Source organism: Pseudomonas sp. 3MA1 (assembly GCF_029237275.1).
GTDB lineage: Bacteria > Pseudomonadota > Gammaproteobacteria > Pseudomonadales > Pseudomonadaceae > Aquipseudomonas > Aquipseudomonas fluorescens_AP.
In genome coordinates this window covers 26,198-48,851 of sequence record NZ_JAACFX010000003.1, presented here as the reverse complement: position 1 = coordinate 48,851, position 22,654 = coordinate 26,198, and the positions used below count along the sequence as shown (strand labels likewise).

Annotated in this window: 21 protein-coding genes; 7 read left to right on the top strand and 14 right to left on the bottom strand. The window is 66.2% G+C overall.

Going from position 1 to position 22,654, the window contains the following annotated elements:
- The first annotated feature begins 31 nt into the window (after positions 1–31).
- Positions 32–454, top strand: coding sequence for a homoprotocatechuate degradation operon regulator HpaR (gene hpaR, locus GWQ44_RS09135; RefSeq protein WP_011061668.1), 423 nt, complete (start codon positions 32–34; stop codon positions 452–454).
- A 51-nt stretch (positions 455–505) separates the two neighbouring features.
- Here hpaR and rarD read toward each other — a convergent pair whose 3' ends face one another.
- The 3 genes from rarD to GWQ44_RS09120 form a co-directional block, all read right to left on the bottom strand.
- Positions 506–1,387 (bottom strand): EamA family transporter RarD, encoded by an 882-nt coding sequence (gene rarD / locus GWQ44_RS09130; RefSeq protein WP_199011646.1) that lies wholly within the window; start codon positions 1,385–1,387, stop codon positions 506–508.
- Between the two features lie 202 nt (positions 1,388–1,589).
- Positions 1,590–2,603 carry an aldo/keto reductase gene (locus GWQ44_RS09125; protein WP_275927100.1) on the bottom strand — a complete coding sequence of 338 codons (1,014 nt, stop codon included), beginning with the start codon at positions 2,601–2,603 and terminating at the stop codon, positions 1,590–1,592.
- 226 nt (positions 2,604–2,829) lie between these two features.
- Positions 2,830–3,729, bottom strand: a complete 900-nt coding sequence (locus tag GWQ44_RS09120; RefSeq protein ID WP_103741554.1) for a LysR family transcriptional regulator — start codon at positions 3,727–3,729, stop codon at positions 2,830–2,832.
- Positions 3,730–3,829: 100 nt separating this feature from the next.
- Between GWQ44_RS09120 and GWQ44_RS09115 the strand changes: the two genes are divergently transcribed.
- Both GWQ44_RS09115 and GWQ44_RS09110 read left to right on the top strand, forming a co-directional pair.
- Entirely contained in the window at positions 3,830–4,567 is a 738-nt protein-coding gene (locus GWQ44_RS09115; protein WP_275927099.1) for an SDR family oxidoreductase, read from the top strand.
- Positions 4,564–4,974, top strand: coding sequence for a hypothetical protein (locus GWQ44_RS09110; protein WP_016968659.1), 411 nt, complete (start codon positions 4,564–4,566; stop codon positions 4,972–4,974). Before GWQ44_RS09115 ends, GWQ44_RS09110 begins: the two co-directional genes overlap by 4 nt.
- Before the next feature lie 78 nt (positions 4,975–5,052).
- Here the strand turns inward: GWQ44_RS09110 and GWQ44_RS09105 are convergent, their stop codons facing one another.
- Entirely contained in the window at positions 5,053–6,363 is a 1,311-nt protein-coding gene (locus GWQ44_RS09105; RefSeq protein WP_275927098.1) for an MFS transporter, read from the bottom strand.
- A gap of 156 nt (positions 6,364–6,519) precedes the next feature.
- Here GWQ44_RS09105 and GWQ44_RS09100 point away from each other — a divergent pair, with 156 nt between their 5' ends.
- The gene (locus tag GWQ44_RS09100; protein WP_275927097.1) at positions 6,520–7,650 is read left to right on the top strand and encodes a sugar diacid recognition domain-containing protein; all 1,131 of its coding nucleotides are present in this window, start codon (positions 6,520–6,522) and stop codon (positions 7,648–7,650) included.
- A 581-nt stretch (positions 7,651–8,231) separates the two neighbouring features.
- On the top strand, positions 8,232–9,374 hold the full coding sequence (locus tag GWQ44_RS09095) for a glycerate kinase (RefSeq protein ID WP_275927096.1): 1,143 nt from the start codon (positions 8,232–8,234) through the stop codon (positions 9,372–9,374).
- A 466-nt stretch (positions 9,375–9,840) separates the two neighbouring features.
- Here the strand turns inward: GWQ44_RS09095 and hpaI are convergent, their stop codons facing one another.
- From hpaI to GWQ44_RS09055, 8 genes are all read right to left on the bottom strand, one after another.
- Positions 9,841–10,641, bottom strand: coding sequence for a 4-hydroxy-2-oxoheptanedioate aldolase (gene hpaI / locus GWQ44_RS09090; protein WP_047304809.1), 801 nt, complete (start codon positions 10,639–10,641; stop codon positions 9,841–9,843).
- A 10-nt stretch (positions 10,642–10,651) separates the two neighbouring features.
- Positions 10,652–11,455: a 2-oxo-hept-4-ene-1,7-dioate hydratase gene (gene hpaH / locus GWQ44_RS09085; protein ID WP_275927095.1), complete on the bottom strand. Its 804-nt coding sequence runs from the start codon at positions 11,453–11,455 to the stop codon at positions 10,652–10,654.
- Between the two features lie 2 nt (positions 11,456–11,457).
- Positions 11,458–12,765: an MFS transporter gene (locus tag GWQ44_RS09080; RefSeq protein WP_275927094.1), complete on the bottom strand. Its 1,308-nt coding sequence runs from the start codon at positions 12,763–12,765 to the stop codon at positions 11,458–11,460.
- A gap of 162 nt (positions 12,766–12,927) precedes the next feature.
- Entirely contained in the window at positions 12,928–13,317 is a 390-nt protein-coding gene (locus GWQ44_RS09075) for a 5-carboxymethyl-2-hydroxymuconate isomerase (RefSeq protein ID WP_275927093.1), read from the bottom strand.
- A gap of 135 nt (positions 13,318–13,452) precedes the next feature.
- Positions 13,453–14,304, bottom strand: a complete 852-nt coding sequence (hpaD, locus tag GWQ44_RS09070; RefSeq protein ID WP_275927092.1) for a 3,4-dihydroxyphenylacetate 2,3-dioxygenase — start codon at positions 14,302–14,304, stop codon at positions 13,453–13,455.
- A gap of 54 nt (positions 14,305–14,358) precedes the next feature.
- On the bottom strand, positions 14,359–15,819 hold the full coding sequence (gene hpaE / locus GWQ44_RS09065) for a 5-carboxymethyl-2-hydroxymuconate semialdehyde dehydrogenase (protein ID WP_275927091.1): 1,461 nt from the start codon (positions 15,817–15,819) through the stop codon (positions 14,359–14,361).
- Positions 15,820–16,620, bottom strand: coding sequence for a fumarylacetoacetate hydrolase family protein (locus GWQ44_RS09060; RefSeq protein ID WP_275927090.1), 801 nt, complete (start codon positions 16,618–16,620; stop codon positions 15,820–15,822).
- 9 nt (positions 16,621–16,629) lie between these two features.
- Positions 16,630–17,289 (bottom strand): fumarylacetoacetate hydrolase family protein, encoded by a 660-nt coding sequence (locus GWQ44_RS09055; protein WP_275927089.1) that lies wholly within the window; start codon positions 17,287–17,289, stop codon positions 16,630–16,632.
- A 199-nt stretch (positions 17,290–17,488) separates the two neighbouring features.
- Between GWQ44_RS09055 and hpaA the strand changes: the two genes are divergently transcribed.
- Positions 17,489–18,418, top strand: a complete 930-nt coding sequence (gene hpaA / locus GWQ44_RS09050) for a 4-hydroxyphenylacetate catabolism regulatory protein HpaA (RefSeq protein WP_275927088.1) — start codon at positions 17,489–17,491, stop codon at positions 18,416–18,418.
- Between the two features lie 114 nt (positions 18,419–18,532).
- Positions 18,533–19,624, top strand: a complete 1,092-nt coding sequence (locus GWQ44_RS09045; RefSeq protein ID WP_275927087.1) for a DUF1176 domain-containing protein — start codon at positions 18,533–18,535, stop codon at positions 19,622–19,624.
- 9 nt (positions 19,625–19,633) lie between these two features.
- Here GWQ44_RS09045 and GWQ44_RS09040 read toward each other — a convergent pair whose 3' ends face one another.
- Entirely contained in the window at positions 19,634–21,295 is a 1,662-nt protein-coding gene (locus GWQ44_RS09040; RefSeq protein ID WP_275927086.1) for a GMC family oxidoreductase N-terminal domain-containing protein, read from the bottom strand.
- Positions 21,296–21,330: 35 nt separating this feature from the next.
- Positions 21,331–22,632 carry a carbohydrate porin gene (locus GWQ44_RS09035; RefSeq protein ID WP_275927085.1) on the bottom strand — a complete coding sequence of 434 codons (1,302 nt, stop codon included), beginning with the start codon at positions 22,630–22,632 and terminating at the stop codon, positions 21,331–21,333.
- Between the last annotated feature and the right edge of the window lie 22 nt (positions 22,633–22,654).

Here is a 22,654-nt window from a genome sequence, read left to right as displayed (position 1 = left end):
CTCTGTTTCCCAGCCCTCGACCGACGCCTTGATGAACACACCCAGACCTTCCCTGACCCTGACCCTGCTGCAGGCCCGTGAGGCCGCCATGGCGTTTTTCCGCCCCTCGCTGAACCAGCACGACCTGACCGAGCAGCAGTGGCGGGTGATCCGCATCCTGCGCCAGAACGGCGAGCTGGAGAGCCACCAGCTGGCGAAGATGGCCTGCATCCTGCCGCCGAGCATGACCGGGGTGCTGACCCGCCTGGAGCGCGACCAGTACGTCAGCCGGCGCAAATCCCCGGAAGACCAGCGCCGCCTGTTCATCACCCTGACCGACAAGGGCCAGGCCTGTTTCGAATCCATGAGCGGCGACATGGAAATCAACTACCAGAAAATCCAGCAGCAATTTGGCGAAGACAAGATGCAGGCCTTGCTGGCCCTGCTCAATGAACTCAAGCAAATCAAGCCCTGAACCCCATCCACGCCGGAACCTGTTGCATCTGTGCCCCTGCGGGCCCGTCGATCAGCTGCGGCGCTGGCGCAGCAGGTGCTTGACCCCTTCGAGCACCAGCACCAGCACCGCCAGCCACACCGGTATGTAGGTCAGCCATTCCCCGGCCTTGATGCTTTCCCCCAGCAGCAGCGCGACCAACAGCAGCAACACCGGCTCCACATAACTGAGCAGGCCGAACAGGCTGAAGGCCAGCAAGCGGCTGGCGATGACGTAGCACGCCAGCGCCGAGGCGCTGATCACCCCCAGCAGCGGAATCAGCAGGTACAGGCCGGGATGGCTGTCGACCACGGCAAATCCCTGTTCGCCGCCTTGCACGAACCACAATGCCGCCGGGATCAGCAGCGCCATGTCCAGCCACAGGCCGCCCAGGTGATCGGTGCCCAGGCGCCGGCGCAGGACGAAATACACCGGGTAACCCAAAGCCACCACCAGGGTCGCCCAGGAAAAACTGCCCACCTGATACAGCTCGTTGAGCACCCCGAGGCAGGCCAGCAGCGTGGCGACCTTCTGCAAGCGCGACAGACGCTCGCCATAGACGATGCGCCCGGTCAGGACCATGGTCAGCGGCAGCAGGAAATAGCCCAGGGACACATCCAGGCTGTAGCCGTTGAGCGGCGCCCACATGAACAGCCAGAGCTGCACCCCCACCAAGGCCGCCGACAGCAGCAGCGCCAGGCTCAGCAGCGGTTTACTTGCCACCTGGCGCAGCACCTGGCCGACCCGGTGCCACTCGCCGCTGAGGATCATGAACAGGGTCATGCACGGCAGGGTCAGCAGCATGCGCCAGCCGAAGATCTCCACCCCGGTCAGGGGCGCCAGCAGCGAGGTGTAGAAATACATGACGGCAAACAGCACCGACGCCAGGACCGATAACGCGATTCCTTTAGACACACTGTCCTCGTAATACCCGAACGCTCGGGACACCTAGAAATAGAGGGGAGAAGCGAGGGGGGAATATAGAGGGTTGAGCGCAAGAATTTTGCTCTGATTGCGCCATCGCAGCGGGAATTTTTCTCGATTATGGCCAACCTGCAGCACCACCGGTCGAGCCCGAGGCCGGTGGCGCGCCGCTTTGCGTCGCCACCGGCGCGGTTCAGCCCAGGTGCGGAAAACGACCTGAAACGAAGTGGCCGACATCATTGAAGCCCGGGGTCGAGGCATGCCCCGGACTCACCAGGGCGTCGATGAAGGCTTCGTCCTCGGCGCTGATCTGCACCGCCAGGGCCCGGGTGTAGGCATCCCACTGGGCTTCGGTGCGCGGGCCGACAATCGCCGAGCTCACCGCCTGGTTGTTCAATACCCAGGCGATGGCGAACTCGACGATATCGACCCCGCGACCCTGGGCGTAGGCCTGGATCTGCTGGGCGATGCGCAGGGATTCCACCCGCCACTCGGTTTCCAGGATGCGCTTGTCCTGGCGTCCGGCGCGGCTGCCGCTGTCCGGTGCCACGTCCGGCGCGTACTTGCCGCTGAGCACACCACGGGCCAGGGGGCTGTAGGGCACCACGCCCAGGCCATAGGCCTTGGCGGCGGTGATCTGCTCGGCCTCGGCCTGGCGGTTGACGATGTTGTACAGCGGCTGGCTGATCACCGGACGGTCCACCCCCAGCTGGTCGGCCACGCGAATGGCCTCGGCGATCCGCCAGCCCCGGTAGTTGGACAGGCCCCAGTAGCGGATCTTGCCCTGGCGCAGCAGGTCGCCGATGGCCGAGATGCTCACCTCCAGCGGGGTGTTGTGGTCCTCGCGGTGCAGGTAGTAGATGTCCAGGTAGTCGGTGCCCAGGCGGGTCAGGCTGGCCTCGATGCCGTTGAAGATGTGCTTGCGGCTCAAGCCGCTGCGGTTGGGCAGGCCGTCCACCGGGCCGAACCCCACCTTGGACGCCAGCACCCACTCATGGCGGTGGCGGGCGATGGCCTCGCCGACGATCTCCTCGGAGCGGCCCTGGGTGTAGACGTCGGCGGTGTCGATGAAATTGATCCCCTGGTCCCAAGCCTTGTCGATGATGCGCAGCGAGTCTTCGGTGCTGGTCTGCTCGCCGAACATCATGGTGCCCAGGGTCAGGATGGAAACCTTGAGACCGGAATGGCCGAGGATGCGATAGCTCATGGGCGAAATCCTTGTGCTAGAGGGGTGGCCGGGCATTTCCGGCCACGGGGGCGACCATCAAATACCACAACGCCGGGCTTGCGCAATGCCTGAATGGCGCCTCCTCGCCGGGGCCGGCTTTTCGCCGAAGAGGCCCATGAGATCGCCTGCCAGGACTTCGCGTAGGAGCCGGCTTGCCGGCGAACCGCGCAGCGGCCAGCCGCCAGCCGCCCCGGGCCGATGCTGGTCAGGGGCACAGCGCCCGACAGCGCTGCAGCACAAAGCTGTGCAGCAGGCGCACCCGCTCGGAAACCTGCAGGCGATGGGGGCACAGCAGATTGAACGGCGCCAGTTCCCCTTGCCAGTCGCCGAGCAGCGGCACCAGGCGCCCGGCGCGGATGTCCTCGGCCACGTCCAGCCGGGCCTTGTAGACGATGCCGTGGCCGGCCAGGGCCCAGCGCCGGGCCACTTCGCCGTCGTCGCACAGGTAGTCGCCGCGCACCGGCACCTCGCGGGTGTCGTCGCCGCGGCTGAAGCGCCAGCTGTCATAGGGCCGGTCGTTGCGCAGGTAGAGCAGGGCGCTGTGCTGCGACAGCTCCTCGGGCGACTGCGGGATGCCGCAACGGGCCAGATAAGCCGGGCTGGCGCAGGCCACGCGCCGATGCTCGGGCAGGATCGGCAGGGCCACCAGGCTTGAGTCTGCGGGCACGCCAAAGCGCAGGGCCACATCCACGGCCTCGCGGAACAGGTCGGCATGGCGATCGTTGAGCCGCAGTTGCAGGCGCAATTGCGGGTGTTCGGCCCTGAATTCATCGAGCCAGGGCAGCAGCGCGTTGCGCCCGAAATCCGAGGGCGCCGACAGTTGCAATACCCCGGCCAGGCCCTGGCTCTGCTGCTTGAGCGCCTGCTCGCCGTCCTCCAGGGTGGCCAGGGCCAGGCGCACGCTGTCCAGGTAGCGCCGGCCTTCCTCGGTCAGGCGCATGCTGCGGGTGGAGCGTGCCAGCAGGCGGCTGCCGAGGCGGGTTTCCAGGCGCTTGAGGGCGATGCTGGCCGCAGCGGCCGTCATGCCCAGGGAGCGGGCGGCGGCGGAAATGCTTCCGGAGTCGGCGGTGCGCACGAAGATTTCCAGATCGAGGATCGAGCTCATTAGTAAAAATCCTTTAAAGATCTTTGCGTTTTAGCGGGATTTTTCCTCGATTGGCAAGCTGGGAAGATGCAATCACTTTCAATCGCAGCAGGTGATCGCAATGACTTTTTCCAACTCAAGCTTGTCCCGGCAGACCGTGGTGGTGATCGGCGCCGGCAGCGGCATTGGCGCGGCGGTGGCGCGTCAGGCCGCCGCCCGCGGCGCCCGGGTGGTGCTGGCCGGGCGCAGCCTCGAAGCCCTGCAACGCCAGCAGGCGCAGTTGCCGGCATCGGTGTCGGCCCGCAGCCTAGCCGTGGACATCACCGATGCCGCCAGCGTCCGCGATCTGTTCGACGCCGTGGGCGCCTTTGACCATCTGGTGATCAGCGCCGGTCCGGCGATCAGCGCCAAGCCCCTGGCCGACACCGACCTGCTGGATGCCCAGCGGGCCTTCGAGGTGAAGTTCTGGGGCGTGTGGCGCGCGGTCCAGGCAGCGCTGCCGACGCTCGCGCCCCAGGGCAGCATCAGCCTGACCTCAGGCCTGCTGTCGCGCAAAATGGTCCCCGGGCAAGTGCTCAAGACCACCCTCAATGCCGCGCTGGAAGCCCTGGGCAAACACCTGGCCAAGGAACTGGCGCCACGCCGGGTGAATGTCATCAGCCCCGGGGTCACCGCTACCGAAGCCTATGCCGGAATGGCCGAGGAGGCGCGTCAGGCGATGTTCGCGCGCACCGCCGCCAGCCTGCCGGTGGGCCGTGTCGGCCAGCCGGACGACATCGCCGCGGCCTTTATCCTGGCCATGGAAAACGGCTTTATCAGCGGCAGCCTGATCGACGTCGATGGCGGTGGCCTGCTGTGAACTGGCGCTTCGACCATCTGGCGTTCAACGTCGCCGAGGGCGAGGCGCTGCAGGCGGCGTTCGCCGACTTGCTGGGGCTGCAAAGGGGGCGGCGCCCGCCGTTTCCCTTTCCCGGGCGCTGGCTGTATCAGGAGCGGCAGGCGCTGGTCCACGTCATCGAACAGGCCGATAGCCCCGAGCCGCAACTGAGCCACATCGCCTTCAGCACCCAGGAGGCGGCCGAAGCCGTGTTGCGGCGGGTGCAAGCCAGTGGCCTGGAGCATCAAGTGGCGCAGGTGCCGGAAGACGGCATCTGGCAGATCTTCGTCCGTCTGCCCGGCGGCCTGGTGCTGGAGCTGGATGCTCCGGCGGCGGGGGAGTTGAGCATCAGCCACGACTACGCCCGACAAGGAGGCGCGCCGGCCTGAGGCTCGCCATGAAAAAGCCCGTTGGAGCAGAGGCTCGAACGGGCTTTTGCCGTTGCCGGGGCGGTGTAGTGCCGGGGCTCAGCGGTTCAGGGTGCGGGTCATGCGCAGCGCCAGCAGGCTACCGCCGACAATCACCCCGGCCAGCAGGTACAGCGCGGCATCGGTGGAGCCGGTGCTGTCCTTGACCCAACCGACCAGGTAGGGGCTGAGGAAGCCGGCCATCTGGCCCATGGAGTTGATCAGCGCCAGGCCACCGGCCGCCGCGCCGGCGCTGAGCAGGGCGGTGGGCACCGGCCAGAACATCGGCAGGCCGGTGAGGGCGCCCATGGTGGCGAGGGTCAGGCCGAGGATGGCCAGGGCCGGGTTGGCGGCGAAGTTCACCGCGATCAGCAGGCCCACGGCGCCCATCAGCATCGGCACTACAAGGTGCCAGCGGCGCTCCTTGCGCAGGTCCGCCGAGCGGCCCACCAGCAGCATGAACACCGCCGCCAGCAGGTAGGGAATCGCACTCAGCCAGCCGATCACCAGATTGTCGGCAAAGCCCAGGTTCTTGATGATCGACGGCAGCCAGAAGTTGATCGCGTAGACCCCGCTCTGGATGCAGAAGTAGATCAGGCCGAAGGCCCAGATCGCCGGGTTCTTGAACACGGCCGTCAGGGAGTCGCTGGCGGTTTTCGGCTGGTTGGCAAGGTCCGTGGCCTGGTCCGCTTCCAGCACCGCGCGTTCAGCGGGGGACAGCCACTTGGCGTGGGCGAAGCTGTCGCTGAGCAGGAAGAACGCCAGGGCGCCGAGGATCACCGTGGGAATGCCCTGCAGCAGGAACATCCACTGCCAGCCGGCGAGGCCGCCTTGCCCGGCGGCGAAATGGTTGAGGATCCAGCCGGAAAACGGGCTGCCGAGCAAGCCGGACACCGGGATCGCCGACATGAACAGGGCCATGATCCGGCCCCGGCGGAAGGTCGGGAACCACTGCGAGAGGTACAGCACCACCCCGGGGAAGAAGCCGGCCTCGGCGGCCCCGGTGAACAGGCGCAAGGTATAGAACTGGGTCGGCGTGGTGACGAACAGCAGGCAGGTGGACAGGGTGCCCCAGGTGATCATCATCAGCGCGATCCAGCGCCGCGGGCCGAACCGGTTCAGCGCCAGGTTGCTCGGCACGCCGCACAGCACGTAGCCGATAAAGAAGATCCCGGCGCCCAGGCCGTAGACCGTTTCGCTGAACTTCAGGGCATCGAGCATCTGCAGCTTGGCAAAGCCGACGTTGACCCGGTCGAGGTAGTTGAACAGGTAGCAGACGAAAATGAAGGGGATCAGGCGCAGGGTGATGCGCTTGTAGACGGCGTTCTTGTCGTCAGCCTGGGCCAGTGTGGCAGCGGCGCTCTGTGACATGGTGTGTCTCTCTTTATTATGATTTTTCGCGGTGCAAGGGTAACGTTGACCGCCCCGAGAGTCTCGGTCACGCCGCGGTCGCTGTCTTTGTGCCGGCGCACAGCGATTGGCCGCCGCCCCTGTGCCACTGAACAATGTCCAAGGACCTTCCCCCCTATGTTCGAACTCGATCATGACCTGGCGCAGGACATCGTCGACCGCGCGATGGCCATCCTGCCCTACAACGTCAACGTCATGGACAGCCAGGGCCTGATCCTCGGCAGTGGCGAGCCGGAGCGCATCAACACCCGGCATGAAGGCGCGCAACTGGTGCTGGCCAACGGCCGGGTGGTGGAGATCGACGCGCCCACCGCGCAGCGGCTCAAGGGCGTGCAACCGGGGATCAACCTGCCGCTGCTGCACGACCAGCGGCTGATCGGCGTGCTGGGCATCACCGGTGATCCGGCCTTGCTGCGCACCTACGCCGAACTGGTGCGCATGACCGCCGAGATGCTGGTGGGCCAGCGTCATCAGCAGGCCGAGCAGCAATGGCGGCGCCAGCGTTGCGACGATCTGCTGGCCTTGCTCCTGAGCGACGACGGCGACTCCCCGCGCCTGGTGGACGAAGCCCGACAGATGGGCCTCAAGCCGCAGCTGGCGCGCACGCCTTACCTGTTCGAACTGGCCCTGGAACAGGCCGCGGGGCAGGGCGTCGAGACCCTCAGTGCCTGGCTGATGAGCCGTTACCCGGACAGCTGGTGCGTCAGTTCGTCAAAGACTTCCCTGCTCTGGTGTCGCCCGGCGAACCTCAACCTGGACAACCCGCGCCTGCTGGAAAAACTCGACGGCCAGGGCTGGAACATCCTGCGGGTCGCCGTGGGCGGACAGGCCGAGGGGCTGGCCGGCCTGCGCCGCTGCTATCGCCGGGTCAGCGACCTGCTGGCCTATGGGCGTGATCTGCTGCCGGACGCGCGCCTGCTGACCCTCAACCGCTACCGCCTGCCGGTGATGCTCTGGCGTCACCGCAACGACGACGCCCTGGACGAATTGCTCAGCCCCTTGCGCAAGGTGCTGGCCAAGGACAGCAACGGCCAGCTGCTGGCAACCCTGCGCAGCTGGTGCGACCACGATGGCCAGAGCCAGGCCTGCGCCGATGCCCTGGGCATCCACCGCAACAGCCTGCGCTACCGCATGGAGCGCATCGCCGAACTCAGCGGCGTCGACCCCCTGCGCCTGGACGGCATGCTGGCCCTGTACCTGGGGGTGCAATTGTTGCCCCGCAACACCACTCAACCCAATCCCCTGTAGCCGCTGCCGAGCTTCAGCGAGGCTGCGCAAAGGCCCGCAGGGCCTTGCTTGGCAATCCCCAGCCGAACCTGTATCGCCTTCAAGACCCTCGCGAGCGCTACGCACCCGTTCGCCGCCTGCGGCAGCGGCTACAGGGTCCAGGAGGATTTAACGGTTCTGTAGCCGCTGCCGAGCTTCAGCGAGGCTGCGCAAAGGCCCGCAGGGCCTTGCTTGGCAATCCCCAGCCGAACCTGTATCGCCTTCAAGTCCCTCGCGAGCGCTACGCGCCCGTTCGCAGCCTGCGGCAGCGGCTACAGGGTCCAGGAGGATTTAACGGTTCTGTAGCCGCTGCCGAGCTTCAGCGAGGCTGCGCAAAGGCCCGCAGGGCCTTGCTTGGCAAACCCCAGCCAAACCTGTATCGCCTTCAAGACCCTCGCGAGCGCTACGCACCCGTTCGCCGCCTGCGGCAGCGGTTTCAACGCCAGGCGAGGTTGCGCGGTTGTAGCAATGAACAATAAAGCGCCCTCGGACTTGTGCAGCGGCCCGGGGTCAGCGCCGGCGCCAAGTGGCAGCATGGCGGCACAAGAACCGGAGAACAGCCCATGAAGATCATCATCGCCCCCGACTCGTTCAAGGACAGCCTGAGTGCCGAAGGCGTGGCCCGGGCCATTGCCCAGGGGCTGGCCGAGGTCTGGCCCGACGCCGAGCTGTGCCAATGCCCGATGGCCGACGGCGGCGAAGGGACGGTTGAATCGATTCTCGCCGCCTGTGACGGGCAACTGCGCCGCCATCGGGTCCAGGGGCCGCTGGGGGCGACGGTCGAGGCGCGTTGGGGCTGGCTGCCGCAGAATCACACGGCGATCATCGAAATGGCCGAGGCCAGCGGCCTGCAACTGCTGGCGCTGGATCAGCGCGATGCCTGCAACAGCAGCACCTTCGGGACGGGAGAGCTGATCCTGGCCGCGCTGGATGCTGGCGCCCAACGGATCATCCTGGCCATCGGCGGCAGCGCCACCAACGACGGCGGCGCCGGGGCCCTGCAGGCCCTGGGCGTGAAGCTGCTGGACCCGCAGGGGCGGATGCTGCCCCGTGGCGGCCTGGCCCTGGCCGACCTGGCCAGCATCGAGCTGGACAGCATGGATCCGCGCCTGGCCCGGGTGCGCTTTGAAATCGCCGCCGACGTCAACAACCCGCTGTGCGGCGCACAGGGCGCTTCCGCGATCTTCGGTCCGCAGAAAGGCGCTTCGGCGCAGCAGGTGCAGCAGCTGGACCAGGCCCTGGGGCACTTTGCCGAACGCTGCGCCGAGGTGTTGCCCAGGGACGTGCGTGACGAACCCGGCAGCGGTGCGGCCGGTGGCCTGGGGTTTGCCGCCAAGGCCTTTCTTGCCGCGCAGTTTCGCCCGGGGGTGGAAGTGGTGGCGGAACTGGTGGGCCTGGAACAGGCCATGCAAGGCGCCGATCTGGTGATTACCGGTGAGGGCCGCTTTGACGCCCAGACCTTGCGTGGCAAGACCCCGTTTGGTGTGGCGCGGATTGCTCGGGAGCAGGGTGTTCCGGTGATCGTGATTGCCGGCACCCTGGGCGAGGGTTACCAGCAGATGTACGCCCACGGCGTGGACGCGGCCTTCGCCTTGACCAGCGGCCCCATGAGCCTGGAGCAGGCCTGCCGCGAGGCCCCGCGCCTGCTGCGCGAGCGGGCCAGCGATATCGCCCGGCTCTGGCGTCTGGCCAGTAACGCCCGCTAGAGACTCGCTGGAGCTGGCTGGCCAGTGAAGTTCGTTAACCTGCGCGGGTGGTGGGCATGTTTGTTGCCGTGGTAACGGCCACTGAGGGCTTCGCTCTTACAGCGAGTTTGACGGGGTACATATCCATTGCTGCGGTCACGGCTGCTTATGGTTTCGCTCTTACAGCGAGTCACTTTGGAAAGAGCCCAAAGTAACCAAAGGCTCTTGCCCCTCCACTCGGTGCCTCGCCTAGGCTCGGCATGCCCGAACTCCGGCATTGATCCGTGGGCCGCCGCCACAGGCCATCCATGGCCTGGGGCGGCTAACCCGGCGTCCTGCCGGGTTACCCACGGCTCAATGCCTGCGTTCGGCCATCGTGTCTAAAGGAGCAGGAAGATCAAAAGCCAGATCAAAGGCAAAATCTGACGGCGGCCTTGCGGCTGGCCTGGGGAGGGGCGGTGTGTACCGATCCTACAGCCTGCGCTCTTCAGTAGACCCCGCCGTCGCGGGTGGGGGCGTCCAGGGTCTTGTACTGCCCGACCAGGCTCTGCAAGCCCTTCATCAATACCGTGGTATCCACTCCCACGGCCACGAAGTTCGCCCCCAGCTCGATGCAACGCCGGGCCAGGCGCTGATCGGCGCTGAGAATCCCCGCCGCCTTGCCCGCTCGACGTATGCGCACGATGGCGTCTTCAATCGCCGCCACCACCTCTGGGTGCCCGGGGTTGCCCCGCTGGCCCATGGCCGCGGACAGGTCCGCCGGGCCGATGAACACGCCATCGACGCCGTCCACCGCGAGGATTTCATCCAGGTTGCGCAGACCTTCGAGGTTCTCGACCTGCACCAGCAGGCACATCTGTTCATCGGCCCGGTCCAGGTAGTCGGCGATGCTGTTCCAGCGCGACGCCCGGGCCAGGGCGCTGCCCACGCCACGCACTCCCTGCGGCGGATAGTGCATGGCGCGCACCAGTTGGCGCGCCTGCTCGGCGCTTTCCACCATGGGAATCAGCAGGGTCTGGGCGCCGATGTCCAGCAGTTGCTTGATCAGCGCGGTATCGCCGATCGGTGGGCGGATGATGCCCTGGGCGGCGTAGGGGGCGATGGCCTGCAACTGCGCCAGCAGGCTGCGCAGGTCGTTGGGGGCGTGTTCGCCGTCCAGCAGCAGCCAGTCGAAACCGGCGTTGGCCGCCAGCTCGGCGCAGTAGCCGTCGGCCAACCCCAGCCACAGGCCGATCTGCGGTTCGCTGTGCTGCAGGCGTTGTTTGAACAGGTTCAGGGGCATGTCCATGGCTGTCTCCTCAGACAAAGCGGCAGGCGATGCTGCCCAACTGATCGTAGTCGACGTGGAAGACATCCCCGGGACGGGCCGCCACCGGGCGGGTAAAGGAGCCGCCGAGAATGATCTGCCCGGCCTCCAGGACGACGTCGTAGGCCGCGAGCTTGTTGGCCAGCCAGGCCACGCCCTTGGCCGGGTGGTTGAGTACCGCGGCAGAGACTCCGGACTCCTCGATCACGCCATTGCGGTAGAGCACCGCCGGCACCTTGCGCAGGTCCACATCACCAGGGCGCACGGCGCGGCCGCCCATCACCACCCCGGCGTTGGCGGCGTTGTCGGAAATGGTGTCGAACACCTTGCGCGTGGCCTGGGTCTGCGGGTCCACCTGCTGGATGCGCGCGTCGATGATTTCCAGCGCCGGGATCACCCAGTCGGTGGCGTCCAGCACATCGAACAGCGTGCAGTGGGGGCCTTTCAAGGGCTTGCCGAGGATGAACGCCAGCTCCACCTCGACCCGCGGCACGATAAAGCGCTGAAAGGGAATGTCCGTGCCTTCATCGAACAGCATGTCGTCCAGCAGGGCGCCGAAATCCGGCTCGGTGATGTTCGACGACACCTGCATCGCCCGCGACGTCAGGCCGATCTTGTGGCCCACCAGCTTGCGCCCGTCGCGGATCTTCTGCTCCACCCAACGGCGCTGGATGGCGTAGGCATCCTCGATGCTGATGTCGGGGTATTGCAGGGACAGCTGGCCGATCTGTTCGCGGCTGCGTTCGGCGGCGTCGAGGCGCGCGGCGGCTTCTTGGATATCCGAGGTGCTGAGCATGGTTATTTCTCCCGAGGGTTGACGATATGGGCTGGCACCCGCAGTACCAGCCAGGCACCGAGGGCGATCAGCAGGGCCAGGGCATAGAGGGCGAGGCTGGCGCTTTGCGTGGCATCACGCACCACGCCGATCAGGTAGGGGGCAAGGAAGGCGGCCACACTGCCGAAGGAACTGATCAGGGCAATGCCCGCGGCCTGGGTGCTGCTGGCCAGAAAGGCCGGCGGCAATTGCCAGAACATCGGCAGCGCGGCGCTGGCGCCCATGCCCGCCACCAGCAGGCCGAACATCACCAGCCACGGATCGCCCGGGGCCAGCCCGGTGAGGATCAGGCCGAGGCTGGACATCAGCAGCGGTATCGCCAAATGCCAGCGGCGTTCGCGCAGGCGGTCCGAGGAACGGCCAACGCCGAGCATGAACAGGCAGCCGGCCAGATAGGGCAGGGCGCTGAGCAGGCCGACATTGCTGTCCCGGGCGATGCCGGCGTGGTGGATCAGGGTCGGCATCCAGAAGGCGATGGTGTTCACCGCCAGCATCACCGCGAAGTAGATGCACACCAGCAGCCAGACATGGCGCTCCTTGAGGATGCCGCTGAAGCGGGTGATGGATTTGCGCTGTTCTTCCTGTTGCAGGGCCTGCAGCAGCCGGGCTTTCTGCGCCGGGGTCAGCCAGTCCACCTGTTCGATGCTTTCCGGCAGGGCCTTGAGCACCACCAGCCCCAGCAACACCACCGGCAAGCCTTCGATCAGGAACATCCACTGCCAGCCGCGCAGGCCGCCGATGTCGTGGAAGCTTTCCAGGATCCACCCCGACAGCGGCCCGCCAATCACCCCGGCCATGGGCACGGCAATGGCGAACAGCGCGGTGACCTGACCGCGGCGGCTGGCCGGGAACCAGCGGTTGAGCAGCACCAGGATGCCGGGGAAGAACCCCGCCTCGGCGACCCCCAGCAGAAAGCGCAGCACGTAGAAGCCCCAGGCGCTGTCCACCAGCATCAGGGCACTGGACAGCAGGCCCCAGACCAGCATCAGCAAGGCGATCCAGCGCCGTGGGCCGACCCGTTCCAGGGCCAGGTTGCTGGGCACGCCGAACAGCGCATAGGCGACGAAGAACAGCCCGGCGCCGAGGCCGTAGACGCTGTCGCTGAAGCCCAGGTCCTGGGTCATCTGCAACTTGGCGAAGCCGATATTGATCCGGTCCAGGTGGGCGAAGATGTAGCAGACGAACAACAGTGGCATCAGCCGCCAGGTGATCTTGCGATAGCAGTCGTTGACCTCGGCCACAGGAGCCTTGGCGATTGCGGGATGGGACATGGGGAGATCTCGTTATTGTTCTTGTGTGGGTCGGCTTGCCGGCGAAGGCGGACTCAGGGCTGGCGCCTGGCTTGCGGGCCTGTTCGCTGGCAAGCCAGCTCCTACGGGTTGCATGGACGTTGTGTAGGAGCCGGCTTGCCGGCGAAAGGGCCGGCACAATGCTCAGGCCTGTCCGCGCAAAAACTCATGCACGTTGTTGTGCTTGAAGTTCAGCTCGGCATCCAGCTCGCTCATCTCGAACGACAGGGCCAGCAAGCGCTGGGCCTGCAGCGTGGCGAAGTGCGCCTTGATGATCTCGAACAGCCCTTCGGCCACTTGTCGTCGGGTCGCCAGGTCGCGCCCGGCACCCACTTGCAGGCGCATATGGACAAAGGCGTAGTCGTGCTTGCCGTCGGCCATGCGCCAGGTGTCCAGGCGTACCCCGCGGCTGCGAATGCCACCCAGGGGAAACACCCCAGTGGCGCCCAGGTAGTCATGAACCTTGGTGAACAGCCCCGGCAGATCGGCGGCCTGTTCGATGTTGTCGGTGTACTCAGCGATGAAATGCGGCACGGAGGCCTCCTTCGGAGGCAGCGGCAAGCGGCAAGCTACAAGCTGCAAGAGGGTTCTCTTGTGGCTGTAGATTGGCGACTTGCCGCTGCTGTCGATGTGGTCTTGCAGCTTGTAGCTGGAAACTTGCCGCTGCTTCTAGAAGATGGCGTTGATCTGCCCGGTGCCGGAGCTGCCGAACAGCGGCGTGATGATCTCGGCCGGACGGTTGTAGTCAGGTCCGCCCAAGAGCCCGAGGAGCATCGCCGTGTCGTGCATGCCGCCCTCGCCGTGACAGCTGGTGGCGTAGTCCGGGAGCATGGCGCAGAACTCGCGATAGCGACCTTGCTGCCACAGTTCCACCACCCGCTGGTCCACCTGCTTGTCGAACTCCCGGGTCCAGTTGTGGATGTTGGCTTCGGCTTCGCGGTCGTTGGAAAAACGATGGGACAGCGAGCCGGACGCCAGCACCAGGACCTTGCGCTCGCTCTTTTCGATGGCCCGGCGCACCGCGGCGCCGAAGGTGAAGCTGTCTTCCAGCTTGTGCCAGGCGCACCAGGCGGCGATCGATACCACCTTGAAGTGCTCGGCGGCGGGCACGTCCATATGCATGTAGCGCATCGGCACCAGGGTCCCGTACTCCAGCTCCAGGCTGGGGATGTTGTGGGCCAGGGTGCGCACGTCGGCGGCGTTGGCCTCGGCGGCGATCAGTTCCCCCAGCTCCGGGCAGCCCTGGTAGTCGTAGGTCATGTTCTTGATGAAATGCGGCAGCTCGTTGCTGGTGTAGGTGCCGTTGAAGGCTTCACCACAGTTGATGTGGTAGCCGCTGTTGACCAGCCAGTGCACATCGAACACCACCGCGGTGTCGGCCCCCAGCGCCCGGGCGCGGAGAGCAATTTCCTTGTGCCCGGCAATGGCCGCCTCGCGGCAGCCGTGGTGCTTGCCCGGCAGTTCGGACAGGTACATCGATGGAACGTGGCAGACCTTGGCGGCCATGACGACTTCGCCCATGGTGCTTCTCCTGAAACATCTTCTTGTTGGCGTGATCCGGGACGGTGCTAAACCTTACACGCCCCAGCGCGGGATGTGATGGCTGCCCATGGAGAGGCAGACGTTCTTGATCTCAGCAAACACTTCGAAGCTGTATTCGCCGCCTTCGCGGCCGGTGCCCGAGCCCTTGACCCCACCGAAGGGCTGGCGCAGGTCGCGCACGTTCTGGCTGTTGATGAACACCATGCCGGCCTCGATGCCCTGGGCCAGGCGATGGGCCTTGCCGATGTCCTGGGTCCAGATGTAGGAGGCCAGGCCGTACTCGGTATCGTTGGCCAGTTGCAGGGCCTGGGCCTCGTCCTTGAACGGGATCAGGCACACCACCGGGCCGAAGATCTCTTCCTGGGCGATGCGCATCTTGTTGTCCACGTCGGCGAACACCGTGGGCTGGATGAACTGCCCGCGAGCCAGGTGCGCCGGCAGGTTGGCCGGGCGTTCCAGGCCGCCGGCCAGCAGGGTCGCGCCTTCTTCCAGGCCGATGCGGATGTAGCCGGTGACCTTGTCGTAGTGGGCCTGGGTGATCATCGAGCCGACCTGGGTCTTGGGGTCCTGCGGATCACCGACGATCAGGCGCTTGGCCCGGGCGGCGAATTCCTTGACGAACTGCGGGTAGACGCTTTCCTGGATGAAGATCCGGCTACCGGCGGTGCAGCGTTCGCCGTTCAGGGAAAAGATGGTGAACAGCGCGGCGTCCAGGGCCCGCTCCAGGTCGGCGTCCTCGAAGATCAGCACCGGTGACTTGCCGCCCAGTTCCATGGAGTACTTCTTCAGGCCGGCGGTCTGCATGATCTTCTTGCCGGTGGCGGTGCCGCCGGTGAAGGAAATCGCCCGCACGTCCGGGTGGCGCACCAGGGCATCGCCGGCAGTGGCGCCGTAGCCCTGGACGATGTTCAGCACCCCGGCGGGAATCCCGGCTTCCAGCGCCAGCCGACCCAGCTCGTTGGCGGTCAGCGGCGACAGTTCGCTCATCTTCAGCACCGCGGTGTTGCCCAGGGCCAGGCACGGCGCGGTCTTCCAGGTGGCGGTCATGAACGGCACGTTCCATGGCGACACCAGGGCGCACACGCCCACCGGCTGGTACAGGGTGTAGTTGAGCATCTGGTCGTCCACCGGATAGCTGTGGCCATCCATGCGGGTGCAGACCTCGGCGAAGAAATCGAAGTTGTGCGAGGCCCGGGGAATCAGCACGTTGCGGGTCTGGTGGATCGGCAGGCCGGTGTCCAGGGTTTCCAGCTCTGCCAGATGCGGCACGTTCTCTTCGATCAGCGCGCCCAGGCGGCGCATCAGCCGGGCGCGCTCCTTGGCTGGGGTATTGGCCCATTTCGGGAAAGCTTCCTTGGCCGCGGCCACGGCCTGGGCGATTTCCTCGGCGCCGCCGCTGGCCACCTCGCCAATGGCTTCACCGGTGGCGGGGTTGTAGTTGGTGAAGACTTCACGGCTTTCGACTTCGCGGCCGTTGATCCAGTGCTTGATCATTTATGCGTGCTCCTTGGCCGCAGCGGTGGGTTCTGGTTGGGCGTAGTGGGCGAAGAATTCGCTTTCGCTGACGATGCGGTTGACCAGCCGGCCGACGCCTTCGATTTCCACCACCACCTCATCGCCGGGCACTACATCACTGAGGCCTTCGGGGGTGCCGGTGGCGATCATGTCCCCCGGTTGCAGGGTCATGAAGCTGGACAGGTATTCGATCAGGTAGGGGATGTCGAAGATCATGTCGGCGGTGCTGCCTTGCTGGCGCAGCTCGCCGTTGACCCAGGTGCGCAGGGTCAGCTTGTTGGGTTCCGGCACCTCGGCGGCATCGATGATCCACGGGCCGACCGGGGTGGTGGCGTCGCGGTTCTTCACCCGTAGGTTGGGCCGGTAGTAGTTCTCCAGGTAATCGCGGATCGCGTAGTCGTTGCACAGGGTGTAGCCGGCCAGGTAGTCCAGGGCCTCCTCGCGCTTGACGTTGCGCGCGGTCTTGCCGATCACCGCCACCAGCTCGCACTCGTAGTGCATATAAGCGACGTTGTCCGGGCGCCAGGTCACCTGCTTGTGCCCGGTGTAGGTGCCCGGCGACTTGATGAACACCAGGGGCTCGGTGGGCGGCGTGAAGGCCAGCTCGGCGGCGTGATCGGCGTAGTTCAGGCCCAGGGCGAACATGGTCCCGATGGCCGGGGGCAGCCACTGCACCTGGTCTTCGGCGAGAACTCGGCCGTCTTCCAGTTGCAGGGTGTTGGGGCCGGTGACCAGGGCCTGGTGGACCTGACCCTGATAACGAATGCGTGCATGTTTCATGTCGGTTCCTTATTCGGCAACGATGCTGTTGGCCAGACGGCCCAGGCCGCTGATCTGCACTTCGACCCGGTCGCCGGGGCGCACATCGACCCGGCCTTCGGGAGTGCCGGTGATCAGCACGTCGCCGGGGTGCAGGGTCATGAACTCGCTGATTTCGGCAATCAGCTGGGGAATGCTGCGCACCAGATTGGCGGTGCTGTTGTGCTGCACCCGCTCGCCGTTGACGAACAGCTCCAGGCTCAGGTCGTGGGGATCGCTGATCTGGGCGGCCGGCACCAGTTGCGGGCCGATGGCGCAGTAGCCGTCGCGGCACTTGGCCTTGACCGCGGGGCGGTAGTAGCTGTCTTCCGGCAGGCTGAACTCGTTGACGATGGTGTAGCCGGCCAAATGCTCCAGGGCGTTTTCCAGGCTCACCCGGCTGGCACGCTTGCCGATCACCACCCCCAGGGCCGGGCCCGGTTGCAGGCGTTGGACGTCCTTGGGGAAGACCACGGGCGCTTCATGGGAATTGCGGGTGTTGGGGGTCTTGATGAACAGCACCGGTTTCACCGGAGGCTTCTGGTAGGGCGGCTGGGTGAAGCTTTGCAGATGGCTCTGCAGCAACCCCTGGTAGTTCAGCGCAACGCCGAACAGGGTGCCGCCGGCGTGATCGTTCAGTGCACGGCTCATCGGGCTCTCCTGGTGTTGGTTCCCGTGGCGGCTTGCCGCTGGCGGGTCGAGTTCGTTAATGTATTAACGTTATATTTAATATGTTAACGATCGTCAAGCGCCAGCCTGATCGATTGCCTCGTGCCCTGGCGGGCACGCCGCGAATCGCGCAGGATGCCAACGCTCTGCGTGCTGAAAAAATAAAAAACAGAAGGGTGCCATGAACCCACGTCAACCCATTCCCAATATCAACATCGGCCAGGTCTACGATCAGCGCTACGCCGATGCCCAGGTGCACTACGACAAGCTGAGCAATCTCGCCGGCTTCTTCGGCCGCAACATGCCGGTGCATCGCCACGACCGCTTCTTTCAGGTGCATTACGTGCAAAGCGGCGCGGTGCGGGTTTATCTGGACGACCAGCAGTACCTGGAGTCTGGGCCGATGTTCTTTCTCACTCCGCCGACCATTCCCCACGCCTTCGTCACCGAGGCCGACAGCGAGGGCCACGTGCTCACCGTGCGCCAGCAACTGGTGTGGGAACTGATCGGCGCCGACCCGGCCCTGGCGCCGGCGCCGCTGGTGCCACCGGCCTGCGTGGCCCTGGCGCGGCTGGGGCCGCAGTTCGCCGGCGAGGTGCGGCGCCTGGAGTGCCTGTTCCAGGAGTTGCAGGAGGAAATCGCCGGACAGGACGCGGGACGCGAGCCGGCCCTGGAAGCCCTGACCCGGCTGCTGATGATCAGCCTGCTCAGGCTGTCGGCCAATTCCCTCAAGGCCCGTCCGGCACGGCATGAAGACCTGCAGATCTTCCATCGCTTCAACGAACTGATCGAGGCCCGCTATCTGGAGCACTGGCCCCTGGCGCGCTACGCCAGCACCCTGGGGGTCACCGAAGCGCGGCTCAACGACGTCTGCCGACGCATCGCCGACCTGCCGTCCAAGCGCCTGGTGTATGAACGCCTGATGCAGGAATCCAAGCGTTTGCTGCTGTTCACTGCCAGTTCGGTGAATGAAATCTGCTACCAGCTGGGCTTCAAGGACCCGGCCTATTTCAGCCGGTTTTTCCAGCGTTACGCCAAGACCGCGCCGGGGGAATACCGCTTGCGCCAGGGGCAGGCGCCTGCCCCTGGCGCAAATGCACCGGGTGCCTGATCGCTGGGGCAGGGCTGATGCCATGGAGCCGCGCCCAGGCAACTGACCCTGGCGGTATTCGCCGCCTGGCGGGCGTGGCAGAATCCGCGCCTTTGCCCGACAAGGAGCGTCGTCATGCTGCGTACCGTTGTGTTGCCCCTGCTGGTGCTTGGCGCCTTGCCGTGCCTGGCCCGGGAGCTGCCGGAGCTGACGCCGCTGTGGTTGCAGCAGGAGGGCTGGATCGGCGCGTGCGACAACCGCCGCGATTGCCAACTGCTCTACGCGCCGAACATCGACTTTGCCGAGCGGGTCAACCACCTGACCCTGAAAATCCGCAGCCAGGCCGGCCCCGAGGGCCTGCTGCAACTGCAACTGGAGCACCAGGGCGCGCCATTGGAACCCGGTGCATTGCGCCTGGATGGCCAGCCGCTGGAACCCGGCCTGCTGGCGGCGCTGGTCCAGGAAGAGGAAGCCCCCGACAGCACCCGTGAACAACAGTACTACCGGGTTGACGATCAGGCGCTGGCCCGGCAATGGCTGGCGCGGCTGCGGGCCGGGCAGGTGCTGGAACTGCCGGGAGAGGAGCCGGCCCAGGTGCTGCTCAAGGGGTTGCCGGATTTGCTGCAACGGGTGGACCAGGTGCAGCAGCGCCAGGGCACGGTCAGCGCCCTGGCGGCGCCCGGCGAACAGCCGGCCAGCGCGGTGCCCAGGGTCCAGGCGGCCAAGGCATTGCGGCCCTATCCCGGGGTGACGCCCCTCAGTGCCCGAGAGCGCAGCGGGCTGCTGGCGGCGGTGCGCAAAACCTTGCCGCCGGCAAAGACCGAAGACGCCGACGACTACGTCATGCCACCGAGGATCGAGGTCTATCCCCTGACCGCGCAGCAGGCGCTGGTGTTCGAGTTTTCCGACTGCGGCGCCTATATCTGCCTGTTCGATATCAGCAGCCGGTCGCGCACGGCGCCCTATGGGCTGCAACCCCTGCAGATTCAGGCATTGTCGGACGGCAGCGTCGACCATGCCGGGGGCCTCAATTATTACCCCGAGACCGGCGAGCTCAGCAGTTTCCTCATGGGCCGCGGGATGGGCGACTGCGGTGAAATGGCCAGTTGGCACTTCGACGGCCAGGCCTTCCAGCTCACCGACTATCGGCGCATGCCCACCTGCAGTGGCCTGGGCTACGAAGACTGGCCGGTGCTCTGGAGCGCCGAGGCACCCAAGCGCCCCTGAGCCCCGGCATCAGACGCAAGCCTGGTCCTGGGGCTCGGCGCAGGGTTGCGCCTTGGCCGCTCCCAGCAACAGGTCCGCGGCCTTTTCGCCGATCATGATTGCCGCCGCGTTGGTGTTGCCGGTGATCAGGCTCGGCATGATCGAGGCGTCCGCCACCCGCAGCCCCTGCAGGCCGTGGACCCGCAGTTGATCGTCGACCACCGCCAGTTCGTCATGGCCCATCTTGCAGCTGCCCACCGGGTGGAACACCGTGCCCAGGTGCTGGCGGATCCATTGCTCGATCTGTTCCTGGCTCTGCACCTGCGGGCCGGGCACCAGCTCGCCCTTGAGGCGCTGGGAGAAGGCCCGGGTCGCCGCCAGCTGGCGCACCAGGCGCAAGCCGGCCACCAGTTTGCGCAGGTCCTCCGGGTGGCTGAGGAAGTTGGCCTCGATCAGCGGTTTGTCGTGCGGGTCGGCGGAGTTCAGGCGCACCCGGCCGCGGCTTTGCGGGTGCATCACCGCCACATGCAGGCTGATGCCATGGCCCACCGGGATCAGGCGCTGGGGCTGGTTCTTCAGGGCCGGGGCGACGATCAGCCCCAGTTCCGGCACCGGGTCTTCGGGCGTAAGGCGCAGGAAGGCCCCGGACTCGACGGTGTTGGAGGTCAGCGGGCCCTGGCGCCGGGTCAGGTACTGCCAGGGCGAACGGGCCAGGGGCAGCAGGCCCTTGGGCGAAAGGCCATAGCCCAGCTCGGGATCGCTGCGGTACATCAGCACGATGTCCTGGTGGTCCTGCAGGTTCAGGCCGACCCCCGGCAACGGGTGACGCGGCAGGATGCCATGGGGCTTGAGTTCCTCCGCCGGGCCGATGCCGGAGAGCAGCAGCAACTGCGGCGAGTTGATCGCCCCGGCGCAGAGGATCACTTCGCGGCGCGCCTGCACCTGCCGGACCTGGCCGTTGTGGCTGATTTCCACGCCGCTGGCGCGAGTGCCTTGCAGCAGCACCCGATGGGTCAGGGTGCTGCTCAGCACGCTCAGGTTCGGCCGCTGCAGGATCGGGTGCAGGAAGGCCCGGGCCGCGCTGCAGCGTTCGCCGTTGATCTGGGTGACATGGAAGGGCCCGAAGCCTTCCTGTTCCGGGCCGTTGAAGTCCGGGTTGTAGTTCCAGCCCAGCTCCGTGGCCGCGTCATAGAACACCTGGTTGACCGGGCTCGGGCTGCGCTGTTCGGCGACGTTGAGCTCGCCGTGCTGGCCGTGCCACGGCGAGGCGCCCGGTTCGAAATGCTCCGAACGCTTGAAGTAGGGCAGCAGCTCGTCGTGGCTCCAGCCCTGGTTGCCGGCGGCGGCCCAGCGGTCGAAATCCTGGCGATGGCCGCGGATATAGATCATGCCGTTGATCGCGCTGGAGCCGCCCCAGACCCGGCCACGGGGGCAGGGGATCGGCACATCGCCACTGCTGGCCTGTGGGCTGAACCGGTGCATCCAGTTCCAGCGCGGGTTGGCGATCAGGCGGATGATCCCCGCCGGGGTGCGCACATAGGCGGCCGGCAGCAAGGTGCGGTCACTGGGCCCGGCCTCAATCAGGCACACCTGGACCTTGGGATCGGCGGACAGCCGGTTGGCCAGCACGCAACCGGCGGAGCCGGCGCCGACCACGATGTAGTCGAAGGTTTGCGTGGTGTGTTCAGTCATGGGGATACCTCTTTGGGCAGTCACAGAAATCCATCTCACAGCCCCAGCAGCGAGCCGACGTCGAGGGTCACTTGCAGGCCGACGACAAAGCCGTTGCCGCTCAGCTCGCGGGCCTCGGGGTTGTAGAAATTGTCTGGGTTGATCAGGTACTGGACGCTGGGCTCCAGGGCCAGTTGCCGGGTCAGGGCGATATGGGCGTTGGCTTCCAGGGCGTAGACATTGCGCTCGCCCAGACGCGGGTCGCCGCCGTTGGCGGTGCGGGCCTGTTGCTGGAAACGCAGCTGGTGATCGTTGAGGCGCAGGTAGCTGGCCTTGAGGTTGAGCTTGTCCTGGGGCCGGTCGAAGGGCGCCAGATAGCTCAGCCCGGCTTCGGCGAACTGGCTGAAGGGCTGCTTGTCGTCGGCCGCCGCCGACAGCGAGCCGAACAACAGTAGAGCCTGGGGCGCAGTGCCGGTGCCGGCGTCGGCGCGCCACAGCGCCTGCTGGAACTTGAAGAAGGCGCCGCCCGTGCCGAAGGCCGTGGCCCCGGTCAGCGGGTCCACCTGCTTGGCGGTGTTGTAGTAGCCGTTGAGCTCGTAGTGGGCGCTGTAGGCCTCTTGATTCCGGCTGCCGATGCCCAGCAGCAGGCTGGTGCCGCTGGCGTCGTCGGTACTGAAGTCCAGGCCCTTGCGCTCCTTCAGGTAGTCCACCGGGTTGGATTCGAAGGCGCCGCCGTGCAGGTACCACTGGGGCGTCAGCCGGTACTTCAGGTAGCCGCCCCAACTGCCGTAGGGCGGCGGCAGGATGCCGGTGGACGAATCGATGATCGGGTCGTTGCAGGTGATGGTGCTTTCACAGTTGTAGATATAGAAGTAGTGCCGGGCGTTGGTCCGCCCCAGGCTCAGGTCGACCCGGCCGTCGAGCCAGGTCTGCTGGTAGGTCAAAAGGCTCAGCTGGTTGCTGGTGAGGTCATTGTGGATCGGCGCGCCGCCAAAGTAGCTGCCGGCGGCGCCCTGCCAGTTGCGCGAAGTGGGCACGCCGGTCTGCTGGTCGAGGATGAACAGGGTCTGTTCGACGTGCAGGGCCGCGCCGTCGAGCCCGGCCAAGGTCCCAAGGTCGATATCGGCGCCGACGAACAGATCGCCGCTGTTGCCAAAGCTGTGGGGGCGGGGGCCGGTGTCGAGGTTCTTCATCGCCAGGCTGAGAAACTGCACATGGGGCGTGATGCCCTGGTCGGCCAAGTAGTCGCCCAGCCCGGACAGCGGCCCGCTACGGGTTGCGGGCGGCGTATCGGCAAGGCAATCCAGGGGCAGCAGCAAGGCGGCCAACAGCGGGCACAGCGCATAGGAAACATTCATGTCAGGTACTCGTTTCTTGTTG